This window comes from Alloprevotella sp. OH1205_COT-284 (genome assembly GCF_003859795.1).
Lineage (GTDB): Bacteria > Bacteroidota > Bacteroidia > Bacteroidales > Bacteroidaceae > Alloprevotella.
This window is the reverse complement of record NZ_RQYI01000016.1, coordinates 24,807-50,771: the sequence shown is the minus strand read 5'-3', so window position 1 is coordinate 50,771 and position 25,965 is coordinate 24,807. Positions and strand designations below refer to the sequence as shown.

13 protein-coding genes and 1 pseudogene are annotated in these 25,965 nt (G+C 55.3%); 9 read left to right on the top strand and 5 right to left on the bottom strand.

Annotated elements, in window-relative coordinates; all coding sequences use genetic code 11:
* Positions 1-85: 85 nt before the first annotated feature.
* The 4 genes and pseudogenes from EII14_RS05455 to EII14_RS05440 form a co-directional block, all read left to right on the top strand.
* A pseudogene (locus EII14_RS05455) lies at positions 86-403 on the top strand (type II toxin-antitoxin system HipA family toxin); the annotation flags it as partial.
* 753 nt (positions 404-1,156) lie between these two features.
* Positions 1,157-3,997: a pitrilysin family protein gene (locus tag EII14_RS05450; RefSeq protein ID WP_124931544.1), complete on the top strand. Its 2,841-nt coding sequence runs from the start codon at positions 1,157-1,159 to the stop codon at positions 3,995-3,997.
* A 190-nt stretch (positions 3,998-4,187) separates the two neighbouring features.
* Complete coding sequence (locus EII14_RS05445; protein WP_233569385.1) at positions 4,188-5,255, top strand: TlpA disulfide reductase family protein; 1,068 nt, start codon at positions 4,188-4,190, stop codon at positions 5,253-5,255.
* A 79-nt stretch (positions 5,256-5,334) separates the two neighbouring features.
* Positions 5,335-7,398, top strand: a complete 2,064-nt coding sequence (locus EII14_RS05440; protein ID WP_124931543.1) for a protein-disulfide reductase DsbD — start codon at positions 5,335-5,337, stop codon at positions 7,396-7,398.
* Between the two features lie 263 nt (positions 7,399-7,661).
* Here EII14_RS05440 and EII14_RS05435 read toward each other — a convergent pair whose 3' ends face one another.
* Complete coding sequence (locus tag EII14_RS05435) at positions 7,662-10,706, bottom strand: ATP-binding protein (RefSeq protein ID WP_233569384.1); 3,045 nt, start codon at positions 10,704-10,706, stop codon at positions 7,662-7,664.
* 702 nt (positions 10,707-11,408) lie between these two features.
* Between EII14_RS05435 and EII14_RS05430 the strand changes: the two genes are divergently transcribed.
* From EII14_RS05430 to EII14_RS05410, 5 genes are all read left to right on the top strand, one after another.
* Positions 11,409-14,075, top strand: coding sequence for a carbohydrate-binding domain-containing protein (locus tag EII14_RS05430; protein WP_124931542.1), 2,667 nt, complete (start codon positions 11,409-11,411; stop codon positions 14,073-14,075).
* A gap of 518 nt (positions 14,076-14,593) precedes the next feature.
* Entirely contained in the window at positions 14,594-15,433 is an 840-nt protein-coding gene (locus EII14_RS05425) for a peptidase (protein WP_124931541.1), read from the top strand.
* Between the two features lie 80 nt (positions 15,434-15,513).
* Positions 15,514-15,786 carry a hypothetical protein gene (locus EII14_RS05420; protein ID WP_124931540.1) on the top strand — a complete coding sequence of 91 codons (273 nt, stop codon included), beginning with the start codon at positions 15,514-15,516 and terminating at the stop codon, positions 15,784-15,786.
* An 18-nt stretch (positions 15,787-15,804) separates the two neighbouring features.
* Positions 15,805-16,152, top strand: a complete 348-nt coding sequence (locus EII14_RS05415) for a helix-turn-helix domain-containing protein (RefSeq protein ID WP_124931539.1) — start codon at positions 15,805-15,807, stop codon at positions 16,150-16,152.
* Positions 16,146-17,426, top strand: a complete 1,281-nt coding sequence (locus EII14_RS05410) for a type II toxin-antitoxin system HipA family toxin (protein WP_124931538.1) — start codon at positions 16,146-16,148, stop codon at positions 17,424-17,426. The genes EII14_RS05415 and EII14_RS05410 overlap by 7 nt, the downstream gene beginning before the upstream one ends.
* A gap of 297 nt (positions 17,427-17,723) precedes the next feature.
* On the opposite strand, the gene EII14_RS05405 is transcribed toward EII14_RS05410, so the two are convergent.
* The 4 genes from EII14_RS05405 to hflX form a co-directional block, all read right to left on the bottom strand.
* Positions 17,724-21,731 carry a glycoside hydrolase family 2 TIM barrel-domain containing protein gene (locus EII14_RS05405; RefSeq protein ID WP_233569383.1) on the bottom strand — a complete coding sequence of 1,336 codons (4,008 nt, stop codon included), beginning with the start codon at positions 21,729-21,731 and terminating at the stop codon, positions 17,724-17,726.
* 308 nt (positions 21,732-22,039) lie between these two features.
* Positions 22,040-23,158: a GDP-L-fucose synthase gene (locus tag EII14_RS05400; RefSeq protein ID WP_124931537.1), complete on the bottom strand. Its 1,119-nt coding sequence runs from the start codon at positions 23,156-23,158 to the stop codon at positions 22,040-22,042.
* A 14-nt stretch (positions 23,159-23,172) separates the two neighbouring features.
* The gene (gmd, locus tag EII14_RS05395; protein WP_124931536.1) at positions 23,173-24,267 is read right to left on the bottom strand and encodes a GDP-mannose 4,6-dehydratase; all 1,095 of its coding nucleotides are present in this window, start codon (positions 24,265-24,267) and stop codon (positions 23,173-23,175) included.
* Between the two features lie 331 nt (positions 24,268-24,598).
* Positions 24,599-25,954 carry a GTPase HflX gene (gene hflX, locus EII14_RS05390; RefSeq protein ID WP_124931535.1) on the bottom strand — a complete coding sequence of 452 codons (1,356 nt, stop codon included), beginning with the start codon at positions 25,952-25,954 and terminating at the stop codon, positions 24,599-24,601.
* Between the last annotated feature and the right edge of the window lie 11 nt (positions 25,955-25,965).

Here is a 25,965-nt window from a genome sequence, read left to right as displayed (position 1 = left end):
AAATCACGGGATTTTCCAAACAAAATTGTCCAATCCGAGAAAAAGAACGGATTGGACAATTTTATAAGAGGATTTTGCAGAGGTCTCATTATATGAGATGGGGGGTGAAATTCGTTTAACTCCGGCATACGATCTGCTTAATGCGACCCTCATCAACCCCAAGGATGACGAGGAACTGGCATTAACCCTGAATGGTCGGAAAAAGAAACTGAAAAAAGAAGATTTCATCCAATCGGCAACCACACTCGGTATTGACGAGGTGGTTGTGGATCGACTGATCAACAAATACGTCAAGTTGTTGCCTAAGTTTGAAGTTGTCATCCAAAACTCTTTCATCAGCACAAAACTTAAAGAGAAGTACAACAGCTTGTTGCGAGAACGGATTGACCGACTTTCAAGATGACGGACAAATTTTGTCCGACGTTTGCCCAAGATGGATAGTACTCTCTCTTCTTCCCGTTTTCCCGATTCTTCCCGTTTTCCCGCTTCTTCCTCTTTTTCTTCGCCGAAACCCTCCGACGCACTCTTGTCGGGAGGTTTCGGCGAAGTTTTTGCGGTCGTGTGGCGTGGCGTGTTTTTTCGTCTGTCAATCGTTCGCGCGTTCGGCGAAATTGTTTGTATACTTGCTCGCAAAATCAACATTAAAAGCACTTTTCATGAAGACAATCAAGCCTTTTTTTTGCCTTCTTGCAGTTTTTGTTTTCTCCCTTTCGTCGGGCGCGCAGACCGCGGCGTGGCAGCACGGCGTGGTTTGCCTTCGAACCGACCGAAAAGCCCAAAATACAATCGCCCCGTTGCCCTTGTCGCGATGGGGTGTGTTTTTGAGGCATGATTGTCCGATAAATTCAAATAACTTCCGAGTTCTTTTGTCATTCGTATGTGTTCAAAGACCACCTCTTCGCTCGGTTCGGGGTGTGCGTTTGTTTTTATGCGTTCCGTTTCCTCCGCTCTCGGCGCAGAAATGCGAAAAAAGAGAACAAACACAAGAAAATACGGACAGAGAGGCTTGTCTTTCAATAAAAAAGGGTAATTTTGCAGTGCCTGTGCCGATGCCGAAACGCGGGGGATGCTCCGACTGAGGCGTAAGCGCAGGGCAAAAACGGCTCGACGCCGAAGATACGAAAAAAGAATATTCAATATCATCAACAACACCTTTATGAACAAAATCAAACTCCTCGTGCTCGGCATCATTGCCCTGACGGTGATGCCGGCGGTGGCGCAGATGTCGCAAATTCCGCAACTGCCGATCGACCCGGCCGTGCGCCACGGCAAGTTGCCCAACGGATTGACTTACTACATCCGACACAACGCCGAACCCAAAGGACAGGCCGACTTCTACATTGCCCAAAAAGTGGGCTCCGTGCAGGAAGAAGAGGAACAACGCGGACTCGCACACTTCCTCGAACACATGGCTTTCAACGGCTCGAACCATTTTCCGGCCGACGGACAGCTCGTCAAGTATTGCGAGAGCATCGGTGTGAAGTTCGGCCAAAACCTCAACGCCTACACCTCAACCGACGAAACCGTCTACAACATCGACAACGTCCCCATGACGGGCAACAATCTCGACTCCTGCCTCTACATTCTGCAAGACTGGGCGGGAGGTCTGCACCTGACCGACAAAGAAATCGACAAGGAGCGCGGCGTGATCAACGAGGAGTGGCGCATGAGCACAACGGGTGCCATGCGCATCTATGAGCGTCAGCTCCCCAATCTCTACCCCGGCAGCCGCTATGGCAACCGTCTGCCCATCGGACTGATGTCGGTGGTGAACCATTTTCCCTACGACGTGTTGCGCGCGTACTACAAGAAGTGGTACCGCCCCGACCTGCAAGGCATCGTCATCGTGGGCGACATCGACGCGGACGAGGTGGAGCAGCGCGTGAAAACCCTTTTCTCGCCGCTCACCATGCCCGAAAATCCCGCCGCCTATGAGCACTATCCCGTGCCCGACAACAGCGAACCGATCTACATCATCGACAAAGACAAAGAGCTGCGCAGCCCCTCAATCGGCCTCTCTTTCAAACACAAACCCATGCCTGCGGAATTGCGCAACACGATGGTCTTTTTGGCGCAGGGCTACATGCACGGCATCATCAACCGAAGCATCAACGCCCGCCTCAATGAGTTGAGTCAAAAGCCCGACTGTCCGTTTGTTGGCGCAGGAGTGAGTTATGGAAACTATCTTCTTTCCAAAACTTGCGATGCTTTTGAACTGAACATCGTGCCCAAAAACGGACAAGATGCCGCCGCCGTGAAAGCCGCCTTGCAGGAAGTGGAGCGTGCCGCACGCCACGGCATCACCGCCACTGAAATCATACGTGCCCGCGATGAGTTTCTCAGCGGCATGGAGCGCATATACGACAACCGCGAGAAGCAGAAAAACAGTTTCTACACGAAGCAGTATGTGCGTCATTTCCTCGAAAACAACGCCGTCCCCGGCATCGAAACGGAGTATGATCTCTGCAAGATGCTCGCGCAGCAAATTCCCTACGACGTGCTCAATAAAGAGATTGCACGCCTTGCCGCATCGATCGACACCAACTTTGTGTTTTTCGCCATGTATCCCGACAAAGCGGAGCAGACCATTCCCACCGTCGAGGCCATGAAGGCCGCCGTTTCCGAAGCCAAGGGCGCAGACCTCGAAGCCTATGTGGACAACGTGAAAAACGAGCCCCTCATCGCCAAGCTCCCCAAGAAGGGCAAAATTTCCAAGGAAAGCCCCGCCGCCTTCGGCTACACCAAGTGGACGCTCTCCAACGGAGCCAACGTCTATTTCAAGAAAACCGACTTCAACGACGCGCAAGTCATCATGTCGGCACACAGCTTCGGCGGAAACTCCAAGTTTGCCGATCGCGACCTTGAAAACTTCCTCTTGCTCGACGACGCCATTTCCTCCACCGGACTAGGCAACTTCAAGGCCACCGAGCTCGAAAAGAAGCTCGCCGGGAAGCAGGCCTCCGTTTCGTTCGGCGTGGGCGAACTCTCCGAGTCCGTCAGCGGCATCTCCACTCCAAAGGATCTGCGCACGCTCTTCGAGCTGATCTACCTCCGTTTCCAAAAGCCCGTGGACGATCCCGACGCCTACAACAACTTCATGGCGATGATGAAAACGCAGCTCGAAAACGCCGGAAAGCTCCCCATGAGCGCGTTTAGAGACTCCATTTCGTCTACCCTCTACAAGGGCGTCGCCCGCAAGCAACCCGTCAGCCTCGCCACCCTCGCCAAGGCCGACTACAACACCATGAAGCGGCTCTACACCGAGCGTTTCAACGCCGCCGGCGACTTCGACTTCTACTTCACCGGAGCTTTCGACACCGACTCCCTCCGCGCCTTCACCGAGCAGTACATCGCCCCCCTGCCCAAGGCCAAGAAGCGCGAGGCCTACACCGATCTCGGCATCGAAATGACCAAGGGAGAGGTGGAAAACCGCTTCCGCCGCAAAATGGAAACCCCGCAGGCCTATATCCTCCAAGTGTGGCACGGCGAAACCCCCTATTCCCTCAAAACGGCCGCCACGATCTCGGCCTTTGGCGACATTCTCGAAAAACGCCTCCTCAAAACCATCCGCGAAGACGGCGGCATGGCATACAGCGTCAATGCCTCGGCCTCGGCCGAAAAGGGCAAGAAGGAGCAATACAGCCTCCAAATCGTGTGCCCCTTCACCCCCGAAAAATGCGACTCCGTGCTCTACCTCATCGAAGAGGGCATACGCGGCATTGCCCAAAACGGCGTGACCGAATCCGAACTGGAAGACGTGAGAAAGTTTGAACTCAAAGAATATGCCGAAGCACAACGCAACAACGGCTACTGGCAGGGGCTCATCTTGAACCGAAACAACTGGAACGTGGACAGCCGCACCGGCTACGAAGACTGCATCAAAACCGTCAGCTCCAAAGACATTCAAGACTTCGTCAACAACGTGCTCTATCGCCACCGCAACCGCTCCACCGTCATCATGCTCCCCGAAGAGCAAGACACGGACGGCGCGAAATAAACACAGCCTTTTCGGCCGAATACTTGTCAAAGCCGCAACTTCACAGGGAGTTGCGGCTTATTTTCTGTTAGAAAATAATTGAAAACCCTCTCAAAAGTTTGGAAAACCGAGACGAACGCATTACTTTTGTGCCCAAATCGTCCGTGCGATCCTTTCTTTTTTTGAACATCTTATAAAACAACTCTCCGATATGAAGAAAATCACCCTTCTCCTTGCCCTTCTTGCCACTGCGACCGCAGGCATGGCACAACGCTACACCGTCAGCGGAAAAGCCCCCGAAGTCGGAAAAACCGTCCGCCTCTTCCACCTCGAAGCCGAACGCGACTCCGCAGTCGTAGCCCCCGACGGCACTTTCCGCTTTGAAGGCGACGCCGGCGGCAAGCCCTTTGCCAAAATCGAACTCGACGGACACCTCGCCTTTCTCGTGCTCGACGGCGACGTGCAAGTCGATTTCAACACCCGCACCACCTCCGGCACGGCCGAAAACAAACTCATGGACGAACTGGAAAAACGCATGCGTCCCCACTCCGCCGCTGCCGACGCCCTCATGAAACCCCTCTTGGAACACATCAAAGCCGGAAAGTCGCGCCAAGACCCCGAATTTCTCCAAGGCTATGAGAAAATGATGACCCACGTCAGAGAAATGGCCGGGGAAATCAAGAAAACCGTCCTCGCCCATCCCGACCGCATCTTCGCCGCCCCCCACGTGGCCGAAATGGCACAGTTGTTCGACGAGGGCGACATGGTCGAAATGCACGCCGCAGGCGCAGCCATTTTCAAAACCAACCTCCTCAAACCCATCGCCTCCGAACTCGCCGCCATGAGCCGCCGCGCCGTGGGGCAGCCCTTCATCGACCTCAAAATGCACAACCCCGACGGCATGGTGCGTTCCCTCTCCGACTTCTGCGGCAAGGGCAACTACGTGCTCATCGACTTCTGGGCATCGTGGTGCGGACCCTGCCGAGCCGAGATGCCCGCCGTCAAGGCTCTCTACGACAAATATAAGAGCAAAGGCTTCGACATCGTCGGCGTGTCGTTCGACCAAGACAAAAACGCATGGACGGGAGCCATCAAGAAGCTCGGCCTCGACTGGCACCACATCTCCGACCTCAAAGGTTGGCAGTGTGCCGCCGCCGAAGCCTATGGCATCAGAGGCATTCCTGCCACCGCCCTCATCGCCCCCGACGGCAAAATCGCGGCTTTCGGACTCCGAGCCGAGGGATTGGCCGAAAAACTCAAAGAAATCTACGGCGAATAAGGCCGTCGGCATCGCCGCTGCGTGAAAGGGGGAGAAAGCCCCCTTTTCGTGCAGATAAGCAAACCCTAAACCTCACAACATGAAACGCAAACTCACCCTCTTCCTCTCGGCCTTTCTGCTCACTGCCGTTGCCACATGGGCGCAGGTCTCTTTTCAAGTAAGCTATAAGCGTGTCAGCCCCACCGAAATCGACATCATCTTCACCGGAAAAGCCGAAAACGGCTGGCACATCTACGGTAAAGACATCGCCGACGGCGGCCCCACACCTGCCACTTTCTCCCTCGACAATGCCAAAGGCGCGCGGCTCAAAGGTACACTCAAAGAAGGCGCGGGCATCAAGAAGAAACACGATCCGATCTTCGACATGCCCGTCACCTATTTTGAGAACACCGCCGTATTCACCCAGCGCGTCGAACTGACCGACAAAAGTTATCAACTCCGCGGCTACCTCCGCTACGGCGCGTGCAACGACCAAAGCTGTCTGCCTCCCACCTCCGTAGACTGTTCTCTTCTCGGCACCGACGGTCCTGCGGTCGCTACTGCTAAAACCGAAGCACCGAAACCTGATGTCCACACCGCTGCGACGGCACTTGATGAGCACGACAAAGAAACCGAAGAATTGACCGATGACGAAGAAACAGAACTCCTCCCCACCGACACCGTTTCCAGTGTCTTGCTGTCAGCCTCTGCCGCCGACCTTTGGAAACCCGTCGTGGCCGAACTGCAAGCCTTCGGCGGCGATGCCCACTCCACCGGCAACAAGAGCTTCCTGCTCATTTTCGCCCTCGGCTTTCTCGGCGGATTGCTTGCCCTCGCCACTCCCTGCGTCTGGCCGATCATCCCCATGACCGTCAGCTTCTTCCTAAAACGCAGTGCAGACCGCACAAAGGCCGTGCGCGACGCCGTCACCTACGGCGTTTCCATCATCGTCATCTACGTAGCCCTCGGCCTGCTCATCACCTCCCTCTTCGGAGCCTCCGCTCTCAACGATCTCTCCACCAACGCCGTTTTCAACATCATCTTCTTCCTCATGCTCGTGGTGTTTGGCGCATCGTTTCTCGGCGGATTTGAAATCACTCTTCCCTCCTCATGGGGCAATGCCGTCGATTCCAAAGCCTCTGCCACCACCGGCCTGTTGAGCATCTTCCTCATGGCCTTCACCCTCGCCCTCGTCAGCTTCTCGTGCACGGGGCCCATCATCGGTTTCCTCCTCGTCGAAGTTTCCACCGCCGGCGGCAGCACCCTCGCCCCCACCATCGGCATGCTCGGCTTTGCCTTGGCCTTGGCCTTGCCCTTCACTCTCTTTGCCCTCTTCCCCACGCTTTTGAAAAAAACAAGCCGCGGCGGCTCGTGGATGAACATCGTCAAGGTCACCCTCGGTTTCCTCGAACTGGCCTTTGCCCTCAAATTCTTCTCCGTTGCCGACTTGGCCTACGGCTGGGGACTGCTCGACCGCGAAACTTTCCTCGCCCTTTGGATCGCCCTCTTCGCCCTCTTGGCCTTCTATCTTTTCGGTTTCATCAAGTTTCCTCACGACGATCCCGACGAGCGTCAAACCTCCGTTCCCGCCTTCTTCGTGGGCATCGCCTCGCTCGCTTTCGCCATCTACATGGTGCCCGGTCTTTGGGGCGCGCCCTGCAAAGCCGTCAGTGCCTTTGCCCCGCCCATGACCACGCAGGATTTCAACCTCGACCACGTCAAAGTGGAGCCGCAGTTCAAAGACTACGAAGCCGGCATGGCCTATGCCCGCAGCCAAGGCAAGCCCGTGCTCATCGACTTCACCGGCCACGGCTGCGTCAATTGCCGAAAGATGGAAGCCGCCGTTTGGCACGACGCCCAAGTGCGCGACCTCATCAACAAGGACTACGTCCTCATCTCCCTCTATGTCGATGACAAAACCGCCTTGCCCGAACCCATCGTCGTCACCGAAAACGGCAAGCAAACCACCCTCCGCACCGTCGGCGACCGTTGGAGCTATCTGCAACGCGTCAAATTTGGTGCCAACGCCCAGCCTTTCTACGTCCTGCTCGACAACGACGGCAAGCCCATTGCCCCGAGCCGCAGCTACGACGAAGACATCGACGCCTATGTCAGTTTCCTGCGCAACGGTCTGAAAACCTATGCCGCCGGAACATCCGAATAAACCCGAAAACCAACGGACGGAGCTGAACATTCAGCTCCGTCCGTTTCTTTTCGAAAAAAAGAACCTATTGGGCGTTTTTGTGGCGTTCCACTTGGTGTTTTTGCGGTGCTTCGCCGGATTTTTGCCGCAACAAGGAGAGAAGAGAGAAACAACGATGAAAACGCCGGAAAAAGAGATGTAGCAGGGAGAAAATAAAGCCTGCCGCCAAAGAAAGAAACAAAAGATGAGGGAGAAATGCGATGTTAGCCGAGAGGCGAAGCGCGTCAGGAGGAGGAAGTAAGATGTTTTTTGTATTCGGTGGGGGTGACGCCGCAGATGTTTTTGAATACTCTCACGAAGTTGGAGTAGTCTTTGAAACCGCTTCGCTCGGCCACTTCGCTCAGGTTCATGCCGGGATCGGAGATGAGGAGCGTTTGTGCCCGATTGATTTTGAGTTGGTGGAGATGAGCGGTAGGGGTTTGGCCGGTGAGGGCGGTGATTTTGCGGTAGAGCTGGCTGTTGCTCATGCACATTTCTGAGGCAAGGAGGGTGACGTCGATTTCGAGTTTTTGTTCGAGCAGACGATCGAAGGTGGCGGTCAGTTTGGAGAGGAAACGGGCGGCGGCTTTTGTTCGGGGATTGTCGGCGATGTCGGCGAGAGCGATGTCGGAGGTTGAGGGAGAAGGTGCGGAGATAGAGGGGGAAGATTCGGAGAGCATTGGGGCGAGCGGTCGGGTGAGTTCTCGTGCATATTTCTCTCGCAGACGTTGTCGGCTTTCGAGGAGTTTTTCGACGCGTGTGCGCAGTTCGTCGCTGTTGAAGGGCTTGGCCAGATAGGCGTCGGCTCCGGCTTCCAAGCCTTTGACGCGCTCGGCTTCGGTGATTTTGGCCGTCACCATGATGAGGGGAATATGGCTGACGATGTCGTTGTTTCTGATGCGGCGACACACTTCGATGCCGTCGATGCCGGGCATCATGAGGTCGGTGATGATGATGTCGGGTACGAGTTCGAGAGCTTGGCGCAGGCCTTCGTTTCCGTCGGTGGCATAGTGTAGGTTGTATCGGCCGCCGAATTGGGAGCCGATGTAGTCGGCCACGTCGCGATTGTCTTCGATGACGAGGATCCGGCACTTGTCGGGATGTTCGGTTTCGGGGGTGATCGGCGGAGCGACATGGGGGAGGAGTGGCCGATTGACGCCGTGGTCGGGCGAGGCTTTGAGGCGGATGTCGTTTTTTATGGGCAGATCGAGCCGAAAGTGTGAGCCTTTGCCGAGGGTGCTCTCGACGGAGATGATGCCGCCGACGGCATCGACGATTTGCTTGACGAGGGTGAGGCCTATGCCGGTGCCGAGGTTGCAGGCACGGTCGGCGGCCTGATAGAAGGTGTCGAAGATGTGGGGGAGGCTTTCGGGGGCAATGCCGCGTCCGTTGTCGGCCACTTCGACGTGGAGGCGTTTGTTTTCGCGACGCAGGGTGATGGTGACGATGCCGTGTTGCGGAGTGAACTTGAAGGCGTTGGAGAGGAGGTTGTTCATGACCTTATTGACGTAGTCGGGCACGAAGTCCATCTCGACGGCTTCACGGGCGACGAGGCGGAGGTCGATGTTTTGCGAATGGGCATATTCGCGATAGCTTTCGACGATCATGGCGACGTGTGCCACAATGTTGCCGTTGCGCCAATCGGGATCGCCGACGGCAGATTTGATTTTGGAGATGTCGAGGAGTTGGTTGATCAGGGTGAGGAGGCTGTCGCCTTGCCGCTCGATGGTGTGTGCTTTTTCGCGCAACTCGTCGCAGAGTTGGGAGGATTGCGACATTTCGCGGCTCAATCCGAGGATGAGGGTGAGGGGTGTGCGCAGCTCGTGGGTGATGTTGGTGAAGAAGTTTTCGCGCAGGTCGGCGAGTTGTTTTTGCATGAACAGGCTGTGGCGGTGGAGGCGCATGAGGTAGAGCAGAAAAAAGATGACCAGCCCCAAGATGATGACCACTGCGACGCTGAGGAGCAGGAGGTTCATGCGCTCGGCCTTGCTCTGTTCGATGCGCACGGCGTATTCGTCGTTTTTATATTTGGCGTTGTAGTTGCTGATGCTTTGCTGCATCTCTTTGTCGTAGACGGAGTCTTTGAGTTGGAGGAGTCGTTCCAAGTGCTCGGTGGCGCGAGGCAGGTCGATAGCTTTGAGAGACAGGTAGAGTCCTTTTTGGGCGCGGCTCTCGTTGTAGAGGTCGCCCTCTTTTCTAAACTCTTCGGCGGCTTGTTCAAAGTGGGCGACGGCTTCTTGTGACCTTCCGGTGTTGTGGAGCATCTCTCCCATTTGGTTGTGGCAAATGGCGAGCGAGTGGACGTTTCCGGCAGCTTTGAGGAGGGGCATGGCGCGCTGCAAGGATCGGCCGGCGGCGTGCCAGTCGCCGAGATCGGCTTGGGCGGAAGCCATTTGCGAGAGTCGGATGCCGATTTTGTCGGTATTGCCTTGTTCGGTGTCGAGGTCGAGTGCGCGTCGGGCGTGGCGGAGCGACTTGCGGCTGTCACCCATGGCGTGGTAGATTTCGGAGGCCATGCCGTGTTGCACGGCCATGCGGTTGCGATCGCCGACCTTAGTGCTGTGTTTGAGGGCTTCGAGGATGTATCCGGCGGCTTGATCGAGATGTTTGGCAGCCAGACTGATGGCGGCCAAGTTGCTGAGCGAGGTGCTGATGCGCAGTTCGTCGCCGAGGCTGCGGTCGAGGTCGAGGGTGTTCCGGGCGTGGGTGAGGGCATTGACGTAGTCGGCCTTGCGAAAGTGGAGGAGTGTGAGTAGGGCTTCGCAGTCGGCGGTTTGGGGGAGGTTTCGGCCGAGGCGGCTGAGGCGTGCGGCGCGGTCGGTGTAGTCGATGCCGAGGTCGTAGCGGCGGTTGTCGTAGAAATAGCTCCCTGCCCAATAGCACACGATCAGATCGACGCTGTCGGGGTGGGTGCCGGGCGCGAGGCGGACTTTCTCGTCGAAGACCTCTTCGGCCTCCAAACGTCGGAGGAGCTTCTCGGCGGCGGCAAGGCGTTTTGCACCGCGACTGTTTTCGTAGTTTTCGAGGAGCGTTTCGACCGATTCTCCCTCAATGCGCGCTACACCGGGCGCGGCAGCCGTTGCCGAGCGCACCATGCTGCCCGAGGGGGATTTCGAGGAAGAGGGGGAGGAGGTGGGACTTTTGCCGCAAGAAGCGGACAGAAGACCGACTGCAAGAAAAACAAAAATGCCCGACACCCGGCAAAAAAGACGAGAGAAGAGCGAGAAAAGAAAAGAGAGGAGAAAAATGCCGGGGAAGAGGGCGCGGAGGCCGTGCTTTTCAAGGTTCATAGAAGGGGCGGAGAGAGTCGGACAGAAGAGGAGCGACCGAAAGGATAGACAACAAGAGAAACGAAAAAAAAGAGTGACGGCATGAGTCATGAGGTTCACCGAGAGATCGAACTTCGCGACGCGGCGGCTTTCAAAAAGAGAGCGAACGAAGCGTTTTTTTCGGATTTTTTCCGCGATGAGAGGGCGGATTTTTCGGCAAAGTTATATAAAATATTTCGACGCGACAAAATTTCTTTCGGCATTTTCGGGCTTTCGACAGCAGAAATAAGCGGCAAAAAGCAACAAGAAAAAGGAGAAACAGCTCTATTGCGCACTGTCGCCGACGTGTGGAGGGGCAATGCCGTATAGTGAGACAAGACGCTATAAAACACATATTTAAGTTCAAAAATGAACGATACGGCTCAAACAGACAGGAAAAAATGCACGATTTTGCAAGATTTTTGAACGATTTTGCAAGGGAGGGTTCGAGAGTATTTAATTAACTTTGCGGTAGAAAACATTATTCTTAAAAAAACTTCGCCGAAGCGTTTCAGCGTGCACCATACTTTCTCGCATCCACGCCTCCCCACTCGCCCGACCGCAACAAAGAGGGCAGGCCGAAAAAAGGAAACCGGCCGGAAAGAGGGACGAAACAGACCGACCGTTTTTTCTATTCGCACATCAAGCATCTATTGCAAACCTTTTTTTAATATTCAATTTCTTATGAAAAGCAACTTACTAAGGAACACTTATGCGGCCGCTGTCGCATTGTTCATCGCCTTGTTTTCCGTTTCACTCGCGACGAGAGCGGAAAACTACGACCTCGAAGTGGCAGGAATACGGGTCACCTCCCAAAACTGCAACAACATCGCAGGCGATCCCAAAAACTTCTCGGAAAATACCCTCGGCAGGATAAGACCCCGAGCAGGCGGATATGTGAAATACGTGCCTCACAGCAAGACGCTCTACATCAAAGACACCAACATAGTGGGAATCGGTGAAACGGGATTTTCATACGCCATTAGGTCTGCCATCGAAGGTCTGACCATTTTGGTGGAAGGCACCAACAGCATCAGTTCGCAAACGGAAGGAGATTTAGGTGTCGTGCTCAACAAAAAATGCACCTTAACAGGTGGCGGCACATTGGATGTTACGATATGGGATAATGCGGATTTCATACTTGCGGCTCCCGTCACCATCCAAAACTGCACCATCATCGCCAACAATACACAAAACGCTTTCTATGGCTATGGCAGCAGCCTCACCGTAAGAGGTGCCAAAATGGTAGTCAAAGGGGAAATGAGCGGTTTCGACCTCATACTCAGAGGCAGCAAACTCATTACTCCCTCGGGCGTGAGTTGGAATGCCGAAAAGAAAGCCATGTGCAATGCGGCAGGCCAGTTGGTTTACGACGCCGTGATCACGATTGAACGCGATGTAAAAAACTATGGTTTGACCATTGCGGAAACTACTGTGACCTCGACCAACTGCGACCTCATCTCCGATTTTTCGGGCGTGAGCGGCACGGTGAGCTACGACCCCGCCACCAAAACCCTCTATCTCAAAAATGCCGAAATCAGCACATACAGCGAAGAAGCCGACGCCATATATTCGGAAATAGAAGACTTGAACATTCAAGTGGAAGGCAATTGCACCGTCAAGGCAGCATTTAGCGGACAAGACGATGATTGCGAGGGAATCGCCGCATTAGGTTCTCTCAAAATCTTGGGCAACGGCACGCTCAATATCAATTCCGAAACCTATGGCATATATATATATAATGACAAGAAACTAACTATCGACAACTGCACCGTCAAAGTCAAAGGAACATCCTACGGCATTCGCGGAGGAAATAACACCACCCTCCTCATCATAAACTCCGACGTAACGGCGGAGGGTTCCCTTTCGTCCGTCAGCAACATCAACAACTTCTCCACAATCGGCTGCGGCATCAGAGTGCCCCAAGGTGCGAAGTATGACAAGGACAATAATGCCGTGTGCGACGCCTCCGGAAACATTGTGACAAGTCCGGTGCACATCAAACCGAGCGTGAAATACGGGCTGACCATCGCCGACGTGCCGGTGACCGAAGACAACTGCAACGACCTCTCCGTCATTCCCGGCGTGAAAGGCACGGCGAAATACGACCCGTCCGCCAAAACCCTCACCCTCAACAACGCCGAAATCATTTCAAACGAGGCAGACGCTTCGGCCGTATCTTCCAAGATCGAAGGGCTGATCATCAAGCTCGAAGGCATCAACACGCTCAAAGCCACCGACGGCGATGTGGCAGGACTTTCCGTAGACAACAGCTGCACCATCACCGGAACGGGTACGCTCAACGCCGAGGGCATCACCACAGGCATATTCCTCGACAAAGATCTCACCATTGACGGCTGCACGCTGAACCTCAAAGGCAATTACGGATTCTTGGGCACGAGCAGCCAAAAAGAAGAAAAACTCACCGTCAAAAACGCCACCCTCACCATAGAAAACAGCGAAGATGGTGCTATCAGCGATTTGTCCGCCCTCATCCTCGACGGCTGCAAAATCGTCGAACCCGCGGGTGCCGTGTTCAACGCCGAGAAGCGAGCACTGTGCGACGCATCGGGCAACATCATCAAGTCGAAAGTCGTGATTGCCCCCACCGTGAAATACGGGCTCTACATCAACGACGTGGAAGTGGACGAACTCAACTGCAACGACCTCTCCGTCATTCCCGGCGTGAAAGGCACGGTGAAATACGCCCCCTCCACCAAAACCCTCACCCTCAACAATGCCGAAATCATCAGTGGAGAAGACACCGATGACGCCATCTCTACCAGCGTCGAAAACCTGCGCATCCGTCTCGAAGGCACCAACACGCTACGCGCCTCCGACGACGGTATTGAAACCACAAAAAGCATGACCGTCTTCGGCAGCGGAACGCTCAACATCGAGAGCAGCTACGGCATCTACCTCTCCGGCAGCCTCACCGTTGAGAACGGCACGATCAATATCAAAGCAACTAACTACGGCATCTATGGTGATGAAGAATATCTCGACAACAACAAACTCACCGTCAAAAACGCCACCCTCACCATAGAAAACAGCGAAGATGGTGCGATCTGCCAATTGTCCGCCCTCACCCTCGACGGCTGCAAAATCGCCGAACCCGCGGGTGCCGTGTTCAACGCCGAGAAACACGCACTGTGCGACGCCGACGGCAACATCATCAAGTCGAAAGTCGTGATCCGAAACACCCTCACCGCCATCGACGGCATCGGTATCGGAAACCAACACCACCGCAGCGGCATCTACACCCTCGACGGACGCCGCCTCGACACCCCGTTCCGCCACCTGCCCAAGGGCATCTACGTGGTAGACGGACGGAAAGTGGTGAAACACTGATCCCACAACACCCCGAAGCACCGATGCTTCGACATGCTCACACACTCCCCCTCGACACCTTCGGGCATCGGGGGAGTGTTTTTTTGGGGGGAAAGGAGGCATTTTATTCTAACTCTGAGGTAGGAATTTCTACCTCAGAGTTAGAATATCCTGCAAGCCATGTAGTTTTGGCCACCCACAGCCACTCCTCCTCCCCCTCGTTCCGTCGGTTTCTTTTTCCTCGACGTTGTTCTTTTCTCAAACATCGTTGTCGAAAAAACAACCCCTGCCATTTTTTTATGCTTTTTATCGGGAAAAGACTTGGAATTATAAAACATTTCATTACCTTTGTCACACACATTGAGAACTTATAGCATACAAACCGTTCGTATTCAACATCGAGATGCGCCCTGTCGCCGAGAACTTCCGATCGGAGAAATACCTTTTTTATCCTAATTCTTCCCTCACTTCATTTATTCCTTCCGTCGGCCGCATCGCATCGATCGAAATCAGTGTAACCACTTTAATCTTTTATCGCCATGAAAACACGACTATTTCGCGACACGTTCACCATCCTCGTCGCCATGGCCATCGCCATGCTCACCCTGCCCCAAGAGGCGGAGGCGCAGACCGACTACGGCCTCAAAGTGGCCGGAGTGAAAGTAAGTTCGGAAAATTGCAACGACCTCTCCGTCATTCCCGGCGTGACGGGCACGGCGAAATATGACCCTGCCGCCAAAACCCTCACCCTCGACAACGCCACGATCGACGCGCCGAGCGGCAAACGCGGCATTTACGCCGAGGAGGACATCACCGTTGAGGTCAAGGGCACTTGCCACGTGACGAGCAACGACATGGAGGCCGTCTTTTTGGGCAACGGCACACGAATGACCGTGAAAGGCGAAGGTACGCTCAATGCCGCCTGCACCACCGACAACGAATCCGCCGTCTTCATCGAACCCGATGCCACCCTCACCATCGACGGTTGCACACTCTACGCCAAAGGAGCACACGGCATCTGCGGACAAGACGGAACGAGCAGCGAAACCCTCATCGTCAAAAACGCCAACCTCACCGCCGAGGGAATGGGCATGACCATCAGCCGACTGGCCGTCTTCACCCTCGACGGCTGCCATATCATCCTGCCCATAGGCGCAACGTTCGACACGGATCAACACGCCGTGTGCGACCAAACGGGATACATCACCAACCAAAAAGTGGTGATCGAAAAAACGCCCACTGCCATTGAAGCCGCCACGCTTGCCTCACCACACCGCCACGGCATCCACATCCTCGACGGCCGTCGCATGGGCATGCCGTTCGGAGATTTGCCCAAAGGCATCTACGTGGTGAACGGACGAAAGGTGGTCAAACACTGATGCAACAAACCCGAAGCATCGGCACGACAACTCCGAACAATGTACGGACAACCCGAAGCATTGCGCCGACAACTTAAACATTGATTGAACAACTTCCCTTTCCCCCTCGACACCTTCGGGCATCGAGGGGGATTTGCACGAAGGGAGGAAGCGGCCGCCGCGAGCGGAATGCCGACGACGAAGCCCCTCGCAACAGCCGCCGCTCATGGGTTGGCGGATTGCGGCGAGTGGCCGTAAGAAGGGGGACTTTTGCATCGTGGGAAAGCGAAAATGAGAAAAAGACACGCGTGTCGGCGGATTTCATGGTTCAACGTGTCAGAATTGAAATTTTATTTGCATCTTTGTCGTCGTAAAGTGTCAATGCTGATAGTATGGAAAATATCTATATGTTGTCGGATACGGAAATCACAAAGAAAATTTCCGCACGATTAAAGGAGGTAAGGTTGAAGCAGAACATCTCCCGACAGGAAATGTCTGCAAGTTCCGGTGTTTCCGTGTCGTCCGTCGTTCGCATGGAGGCCGGCGAGATAAAGTCGTTTGAATCGTTTCTCAGAATTTTGCGCACCTTGGGAAAAATGAACGTGTTGCTCCCCTTGGTGCAAGAAGAGGAGATGAGCCCGAACGAGTATTTCAAATGGGTGCATTCCGCAAAGAAAACACTGCGAAAACGCGCTTCCAAAAGCAATAACATCAAAAAAGGGGAGGACTCGGAATGGTAGACGTGGCACGGGTTAAAATGTTTGGCAAAACGGTTGGTGCCGTCAGTTGGGACGCCCGATACGGCATTGCACGTTTTGAATATGACCCCGATTTTGTGAAGAGCGGCATACAGCCGTCGCCCGTCCTGATGCCGACACGCGAAGGGCGTGTGTATGAGTTCGGCGGTCTGAACCGAGACACCTTCAAAGGGCTTCCCGGTATGTTGGCAGACGCTCTTCCCGATACGTATGGCCGTGCTTTGTTTGACAAATGGCTGGCATTGACGGGAAGAACAAGCGGAAATGCCGTTGAGACGCTTTGCTTCATGGGGAAACGCTGTATGGGTGCGCTTGAATTTGAACCGGCCATAGAGGGGAATTTCGCAGCAGAACGGCAAATAGAATTGGACACCCTTGTTGCGGTGGCGCGAGAAGCCCTGACGGAGAAAGACGATTTTCGGACAAATCTGGGCGATGACCGGAAAGCTGCCATCGCAGAGATCTTGCGGCTGGGAACATCTGCGGGCGGACAGCGAGCAAAAGCCATCATCGCTTACAACAAAAAGACCGGTGAGGTGAGGTCGGGACAGATCGAAGCACCCGAAGGGTTTGAACATTATCTGATCAAACTCGACGGCGTTTCGGCGACGGCGGGATTTAAGGAAACCGAAAACTATGGTCGCCTTGAATATTCGTTTGCCAAACTGGTGAGGGCTTGCGGTATTGATATGACCGCGTGCTCGCTCATCGAAGAGAATGGCAGAGCCCATTTCCTGACAAAACGCTTTGATCGCGTAAACGGTGAGAAGATACACATGCAGACGCTCTGCGGTATGGCGCATTTTGATTATCGTCTGCGGCGAGGATATTCGTACGAGCAGGCATTCCATGTTATGCGTCAGCTTCGTCTTTCGTATGAGGAAGCACAAGAGCAGTTTCGCAGAGTGGTGTTCAATGTCGTGGTGCGAAATCAAGACGACCACACCAAGAATATCTCGTTTCTGATGGATAAGGAGGGCAAATGGCGTTTGTCGCCGGCCTATGATATGGGCTATGCGTATAACCCGAACGGCGCGTGGACTTCCACCCACCAAATGTCGGTAAATGGTAAATTTGACAACATCACACGGAAAGACTTGCTGGAACTGGCCGCTCGCAACAACATTTGTGGTGCTTCGCAAATTATAGACGAAGTGTGTGAGGCTTGTGCCGGCTGGCATCGGCTGGCCGAGGAGTGTGGCGTACCGCAAACCATGATAGCGCAAATCGAACCTGAGATGCAGCGAGATCTTTGAGAAAAAGACACGCGTGCCGGCGGATTTCATGTAAGCGGATCTTATGGTTCAACGTGTCAGAACTGAAATGTTGTTTATTATTTTGCTGTCGTAAAGTGTCAATGCTGACAGGTTGCGAAATTGTCCGTATGTTCTCCGAATGTCCGAATTGTAGTGGGAACGGCAGACGTGGCACAAGAACACAAATAGGCCGAAGCCTCGCCGACGAGCAATTCGTCGTGCGAGGCTTCGGCCTTTTGGCGGGAGGGTATGCCCTTGGGGAGGATACGGAGCGGTTGCCCGGCTTTTCCGATCCGCCTATTTCACGCCGCTGATGCGGAGCTTGAAGGTCATCGGGGCTTGGGGCACGTGGTAGGGGGGGCAGGTGTCTACACCGCCGCAGGAGGCGTTGCCCACACCGCGATAGGCGGCGTCGAGGTGGAGCACGGTGTAGGGACGGCGTTGCAGTTCCCAAGTGTGTTGGGCGGCGGCCATGTCTTCTTCGGTGTAGGGCACGGCCGAGAAACTCACCTTGCCCTCCGTTTGGATGCGGAGGCCGCGGCCGCTGTGGTCGGTGAAGACAACTTCGCGGAGATCTTCGCGATTGCCGGTGCTTTGGGGCTTGACGTAGCGTTCCTGCATGTCGTCGACGGTGGAGGAGTAGCGGCCGATGGTCATGCCGGCGCGGCGGTCGTTGTAGTTTTCGAGAGGGCCGCGGGCGTGATAATCTACACGCGAAAGGGCGGCGTTCAGACCGACGCGGATGCCGGCGCGGCGCAGGTCGGCGCGATGAGGGGCGAAGGACACTTCCACATCGACAACGCCTTGGGGGAGGAGGCGGTAGGTGGCGGTGAGGTCGCAGAGGCGGCCGCGGCGACGAGTTTCGACGATGGCGGCTTTGCCGTCGGCATCGAGGCGCACGTGGCATTCGCCCCGGTCTTCCATGCCGGAGGAGGTGTCTTTTTGGCGGTCGTTTTCGATGAAGCGGAAGTGGGTGTAGTCCAAATCGAGGCCGCATCCGAGCACTTCGCGGCCGTCGAGCTGCATGGAAACGAGGCGGGCGGTGTGTTGGTCGAACACGAGGCGCACCTTGTCGTTGCCCACGATGTGGCGGCCGTCGGCGACGGTGGCGGTCAGGGCGCGGCCTTTGGCAGAAAGAGGAGCGAGGGGGGCGCGCGGGGTGAGGGCAAACTGCGCCACGGCAAGTTCGTGGTTGGCTGCGCTCCATGGGGTGGCGGCTTTGAGGTCGGCGTGGAGATTGAGCAGCATTTCCGCGCCCCGGCTGCGCGCTTTGGCGAGGTCGGCCTTGCGGAGGGCGAGGGTCAGCACGGTGCTGTCGCCGGGAGCGACGTGGGGAAGGGCGAGGGTTTGGGTAGAAACGACGCGGCCGTCGCGCAAGAGGCTCCAACGGAGGCGGAAGTCGGCGAGGGAGAGGAAGGCGTAGGCGTTGCGGAGGCTGACGCGCGCCGTGTTGCTCCGCTCATCGACGGAGAGGAGACGAAACTTGACAAACTGATGGGCGGCCTTGACTTCTTTGAGCTTCGCGCTCTCGTGGCGAGTGGCGGGGATGATGCCGTTGGAGCAGAAGTTGCCCTGATGAGGGCCGGGGTAGTCGTAGCCGGTGTGGAGGCGACGGATGCCGAGTTTGAGTTCTTGGGGATCATAAATGGCCTGATCGACCCAGTCCCAGATGCAGCCGCCGATGCAGGAGTTGGAGGCTTCGATGACGTCCCAGTAGTCGGGCAGGTTGCCGATGGCGTTGCCCATGGCGTGGGCGTATTCGCAGATGAACATGGGCTTGTCCATGCCGGAGGTGTAGCGAGACATCCAGTTCATGTCGGGATACATCTTGGAATAGAAGTCGGAGAAACGCTCTCCGCCGAAGGGTCGCTTGATGCGCGTGCCCTCGTAGTGTATGGGGCGCGTGGGATCGAGGCGCGCGGCTTCGTCGTAGCAGGCCTTGAAGTTTTCGCCGTTGCCGGCTTCGTTGCCCAAACTCCACATCACGACGGAGGGGTGGTTTTGGTCGCGGCGCACAAGGCGCGTGATGCGATCGACGAAAGCGGGTATCCAGCTCTCCATGTCGGAGATGCTTTGGTTGGCGTGGTCTTCGAGGTCGGCTTCGTCGCAAACGTAGAGTCCGAAGTGGTCATACATGGCATACATGCGCGCGGCGTTGGGGTAGTGTGCGGTGCGCACGCAGTTGATGTTGTTTTGCTTCATCAAGACGATGTCGCGCAGCATGCTCTCGTTTTCCACGGCGCGGCCGCGGAGGGGGTCGGTGTCGTGTCGATTGACGCCTTTGAGGAGGACGCGGCGGCCGTTGACGTAGAAGAGAGAGTTTTTGATTTCGATTTTGCGGAAGCCGTATTTCGTAGACCACGCCATTTCTTCGCGACCGTCGGCATCGCGCTGAATGAAGCGCACGGTGTAGAGATTGGGGGTTTCGGCCGTCCACGGCAACACTTCGCCCAGTCGGATCGTGGCAGTGCGTGCGGCGAGGGGCGAGAGGCTGTCGGCCGGGGCGACGGCGGCATAGCGGAGGGTGTGTGTCGCCACTTGGCGGCCGGAGGGGTCGCACACCTTGATGTCTATGGTGCGGTCGGCGGAGGCGGCGGTGGTGTTTTCAAGACGCACGTCCACATTGAGCGTGGCGCGGCGGTAGTCGGCCGAGAGGTCGGCGGTGAGATAATGTTCGCGCGCGCCGACGCGGGGAATGCTGTACAGATAGACGTCGCGATAGATGCCGCTCATGCGAAACATGTCCTGACATTCCAAATAGGAACCGTCGCTCCAACGAAACACCTGAACGGCGATGCGGTTTTCGCCGCGGCGCAGGTGGGGCGTCAGGTCGAACTCGCTCACGTTGTTGGCTCCCTGCGTGTAGCCCACGTAGCGGCCGTTGAGCCACACCTTGGCGGCGGAATAGATGCCGCCGAAGTGGACGATGGTGCGCCGCTCCGCCCAGTCGTCGGGCAGGGTGAAGGTGCGGGCGTAGGAGCCCACGGGGTTGATGCCGTAGTTTGCGCCGCCGTCGTTGAAGCCGGGGCGGGCGGTGATGAAGGGCGGCGTGTTGCCGTGGGGGTATTCGACGTTGCAGTAGATCGGTTTGTCGTAGCCGTGCATCTCCCAGTTGGAAGGCACGGGCAGGAGCGGCCACGCCGAGTCGTCAAAACCGTCTTTTTGGAAATCGAGGGGGCGGAGCGAGGGTTCGCTGACGAGATTGAACCGCCAATCGCCGTTGAGCGAAATCATGCGCGTGGTTTTCGGCTCCGTCCACGGGGTGTCGTAGAATGCGCGGTCGGCCGTCATCTCGGCTTCCGTGGCATAGGGGCGATAGGTGGGGACGGCGGGGAGTTTGTGTTGCTCGAACACGGTTTCGTCCTCCCAAAGGGGCGATTGTATTTTGGGTTTTTCGGTCGGTTCGAAGGCAAACCACGCCGTGCGGTCGTTCACGTCGAGCGGCACGATCTTCATTGCACCGTTGCGCACGGCAAACATCTTTCCGCTCTTTTTGTGGGAGGCAATGACGTAGGTGTCGGCGCGTCCGGGCACGGCCACGATTTCGAGCTGCGCGTTGCCGGGATGGCTCAGCGAGGCCGGCCATTGCAGGAGGTAGTCGATTTTGGCGTTGTTGCCCCCGTCGTCGAAGTGTTGGGGGAAAAACGCATTGCCCACGACGCGGCGACGGAGATCGAGCATCTTGACCGTCCAGTATTGTCCGCGGCTGTTCGCGCTTTGGGTTTCGGGCACGATGGCGGCTCCGTTTTCAAACTTTTCGCCGTTGCCCAGCACAAGTTGGGGCTGAGCCACGGAGCGTATGCGATAGGTGGCCGCTTCGTCGAAGCCCGACGCCTTGGCGCGCGGAGTGGCAAAGACAGCCCCTTTGTGTGTGGCGGCGCGTGCTTTGTCGATCAGCGTGATCGTGCCGTCGGGCATTGCGGCGAGCACGCGGTCGGGGCGTGTGGCGGCCACGAAAACGGTGCCTCCGCCGAGGGTTTCGGGCTTCCAGAGTTGGTTTTCGTCCGATCCGTTCACCTCTCCCGTTTCTGCGGTCTCGAAATTGTGGCGCACGGCTTTTCCGGTGAACGGATTGATGATGCGCCATGCTCCGGAGAGTGGCGTGAGCGTCCAGTGTTGTTCTTTTCTGTCGGCATCGGGTGCTGCGTTTTTAAGCTGTGTGCCGTCGTGGTCAAGTTGTTGTTTTTGCGCGCCGGCCACCAAGTGGTAGAGCACGCCGCGCTGCCACGCCGCCGTCTGCGCGCCCGACGAAAGGGCGAAAACAAAAACTGCGAGAAGGCAAAAAAGGGGCTTGATTGTCTTCATGAAAAGTGCTTTTAATGTTGATTTTGCGAGCAAATATACAAACATTTCGCCGAACGCGCGAACGATTGACAGACGAAAAAAACACGCCACGCCACACGACTGCAAAAACACTTCGTTGGTCTATGCAATGAATTAAACGAATTTCATCCCCCTTCTCATATAAGAGACCTCTGTGTGGTGTTCTTTGACATCATCCTTTCATGCTCAAATCTTACTGAAAAACGACCGCACCGGAGATTTATTTCCGTGTGCGGTCGTTGTCGTGAGCAGGAAGTGCCATGAACTTGTGAGGGGGAATTGTTCGGCCATCAGCTCTGCTCGTTGAGATACCATTTGTAGAGTTTCCCGATCCCTTCTTCGATTTCCACTTTGTGGTGCCAACCGAGTCGATGAAGTTTGGAAACGTCGCAAAGTTTACGGAGTGTGCCATCGGGCTTCGAGGTGTCCCAACGCAATTCTCCGGCAAATCCTATTTCTTTCATGATCAGTTCGGCCACGTCGCGAATGCTTATTTCGCGTCCGGTTCCGACATTGATGTGACAATTGCGCACTTCGATGATTCCGTCGGCACCGGGTCGGGTGTTTTCGTGTGTGTCATTGAAATTGACATTGAGCAGAATATGCACGCAGGCATCGGCCATCTCCTCGCTCCAAAGAAATTCTCGCATAGGTTTTCCGGTTCCCCAAAGCGTCACGGCGGAGGAGGTGATGCCATAGTGTGCGAGGACGGCGAGGATGTCGGCCTCGGAGGAGGATGCGTCAATGTGTGGCTCTCCTCCCCGAATGGTGACGGGACGGCGGGCAAGGTCTTTACGCACGGCAGTCATATTGCCCTCGTTAAGGCATTTGGCCAGATGGATTTTGCGTATCATGGCCGGGAGGACGTGTGAGTTTTCGAGATGAAAATTGTCGTTCGGACCATAGAGATTGGTGGGCATGACGGCCATGTAGTTTGTGCCGTATTGCAAGTTGAAACTTTCACACAACTTCAATCCTGCTATTTTTGCGACGGCATACGGCTCGTTGGTGTATTCGAGAGGCGAAGTGAGCAAACAGTCTTCGCTCATGGGCTGCGGTGCTTGACGCGGATAGATGCAGGTACTGCCTAAGAAGAGGAGGTGTTTGACACCGTGTCGCCAAGCCTCTCCTATCACATTTTGTTGAATTTGCAGATTGCGATAAATGAAATCGGCTCGATATTGCAGGTTGGCCATGATTCCTCCCACGTGAGCGGCGGCCAAGATGACGGCATCGGGGCGTTGCTCGTCGAAAAAACGGCGCACGGCGAGGGCATCGAGCAGATCGAGCTCGGCATGTGTGCGTCCCACGAGGTTGTTGTATCCTCTTGTTTCGAGATTTTTCCAAATGGCCGAACCGACAAGTCCGCGGTGGCCGGCGACATAGATTTTGGACGAAGAGTCTATCATTGAAAGGGTGATGTTTATTTGACGATTCCTTTTTCGAGATATTCGGCCAGATTGACGCGAAGCGTATCGGCCACGTTCTCGACGGCGACTTTGTTCATGTCATGTTTGACCATGATGCGCACCAAATCCTCAAATGAGGTTTTGGCCGTCGGATCCCAGCCCAGCTTTTCTTTGGCTTTCGAGGGGTCTCCCCACAAATTGACGACATCGGTGGGTCGATAGAAATCGGGCGACACCTCGATGACGACTTTTCCGGTTTTCTTGTCGATGCCTACCTCATTGAGTCCTTCTCCGCTGAATTCGAGCTCGATGCCGGCGGCTTTGAAGGCATGATGACAGAATTCGCGCACGGAGTGTTGCTCGCCGGTGGCAATGACAAAATCTTCGGGGGTGTCGTGTTGAAGTATGAGCCACATGCACTCCACATAGTCTTTGGCATAGCCCCAATCGCGCAAGGAGGAGAGATTGCCGAGATAGAGTTTTTCCTGCTTGCCTTGTGCGATGCGGGCAGCGGCAAGGGTGATTTTTCTTGTGACGAAAGTTTCGCCCCGGCGTTCGCTTTCATGGTTGAAGAGAATGCCCGAACAGCAAAACATGTTGTAGGCTTCGCGATATTCCTTTACGATCCAAAAACCATAGAGTTTGGCCACGGCATAAGGGCTGTAAGGGTGGAAAGGGGTGTTTTCGTTTTGAGGCACTTCTTCTACCTTTCCGTAAAGTTCGGAGGTGCTGGCTTGATAGATGCGACAGGTGTCGGTCAGTCCGCATAAACGAACGGCTTCGAGCACACGCAGTACACCGACGGCATCCACGTCGGCCGTAAATTCGGGAGAATCGAACGAAACTTGAACGTGACTCTGTGCAGCGAGATTATAGATCTCGGTGGGACGCACTTTGCTGACGACTTGCAAAATGGACATTGAGTCGCCCATGTCGCCATAGTGCAAGTGAAAGCGTTCCACTCCTTCAAGGTGGGCTATACGCTCTCGATAGTCTACGGATGAACGGCGAATCACTCCGTGTACTTCATATCCTTTTTCCAATAAGAATTCGGCCAAATAAGATCCATCTTGACCGGTCACGCCGGTGATGAGTGCAATGTTTTTCATGTTTTGTGGGGTTTGGTATTATAATTTTGATGTCTGATAAAACTTTTGGTACTCTTCTACAAACTGTTTTATCGATCTATTTCATTTCCGCTTAAACAAGCAAGCAGGTGTTGAAAATCAAACGAAACGGCAAGGAGCTTCGGTTTGATATTTCCTTCTAAAAAAGCATTTCACGTATATCAGAACGGGATATACAAAACATCTTTCAAAAGAGCTCCACTTTCACAAAGGCGTCTTGATCATTTTCGACACAAATCAATCGAAAACACGCCGTCAATGAAAGAAGGGAAGACGCAGTGTTTGCGTTTGAGGGCAAAACGGAGCATCAGGTTCAAAGCGCCTCGCCCTCAGCGTCGTATTCTTGAAAGAGGAAGTCGTTGTAGGGATATTTCTGCACGTGCAGTTCGCGCACGCGGCGATAGAGCAAATCGCGGAGGGCTTCGACGTTCTGCCGCTCGCGTGCGGAAACGAAGACGACGTCGAGCACGGTGGGTGAGTTGGGATTGGCGGCCGTTCCTCCGGAGGTGCGCGCCATCCATGTTTGCATGAGCTGTTCGAGGGTGAGGTTTTCTTTGGTGGCGGGGGTGAGGTCGTCGGGCGATTTGGGAGTGAAGGTGTAGGCGTCGATCTTGTTGAAGAGCAAGATGCGCGGTTTGTCGGCACATCCCAAGTCGCAGAGGGTGCGATCGACGACTTGTATTTGTTCCTCGAAATCGGGATGGCTCACATCGATGACATGAATGAGGAGGTCGGCCTCCCGCGTTTCGTCGAGGGTGGACTTGAAGGAATCAACGAGGTCGGTGGGGAGTTTTCGTATGAATCCGACGGTGTCGGCAAGGAGAAAGGGGAGGTTTTTGACGATGACCTTGCGCACGGTGGTGTCGAGGGTGGCGAAGAGCTTGTTTTCGGCAAACACTTCGCTTTTGGAGAGCAGATTGATGAGGGTGGATTTTCCGACGTTGGTGTAGCCCACGAGTGCGACGCGCACCATTTTTCCCCGGTTTTGCCGCTGTGTGGTTTTCTGCCGATCAATTTCGGCCAATCGCTGTTTGAGGAGCGACATGCGGTTGAGAATGATGCGTCTGTCCATTTCGAGCTGCGTTTCTCCCGGGCCGCGCAGCCCGACGCTTCCACCTTTTCCTCCTCCGGCTCCGCCCGATCCTCCTCCTTGCCGTTCGAGGTGCGTCCACAGTCGTTGCAATCGTGGCAGCATGTAGCGGTATTGGGCGAGTTCGACCTGCGTTTTGGCATTGGCCGTTTGGGCACGCATGGCGAAGATGTCGAGTATGAGGGATGTGCGGTCGAGGATTTTCACTTTCAGTTCGGCCTCGATATTGCGCAACTGTTTGGCCGAGAGTTCGTCGTCGAAGATGACCATTCCTATGGGTTGCGGTTTTTCGACGTCGGCCGGCCACAGGGGATCTTCGTCGGCCTCTTCGGCGAGACGTTCGCACTCCTCGATGTAAGCGCGTATTTCTTGGAGTTTTCCTTTGCCCAAGTAGGTCACGGAGCTTGCACCGTCCATGCGCTGTGTGAAGCGTTTGACGCTGACGGCTCCGGCGGTTTCAGCGAGAAATTCGAGTTCGTCGAGATATTCTGCCGTTTTGCGTTCGTTTTGGTTTTTGGTGATGAGTGCCACGAGCACGGCCGTCTCGGCCTTGGTCGAGGTCTGGATAAATTCTTTCATTTCGTCTGTGA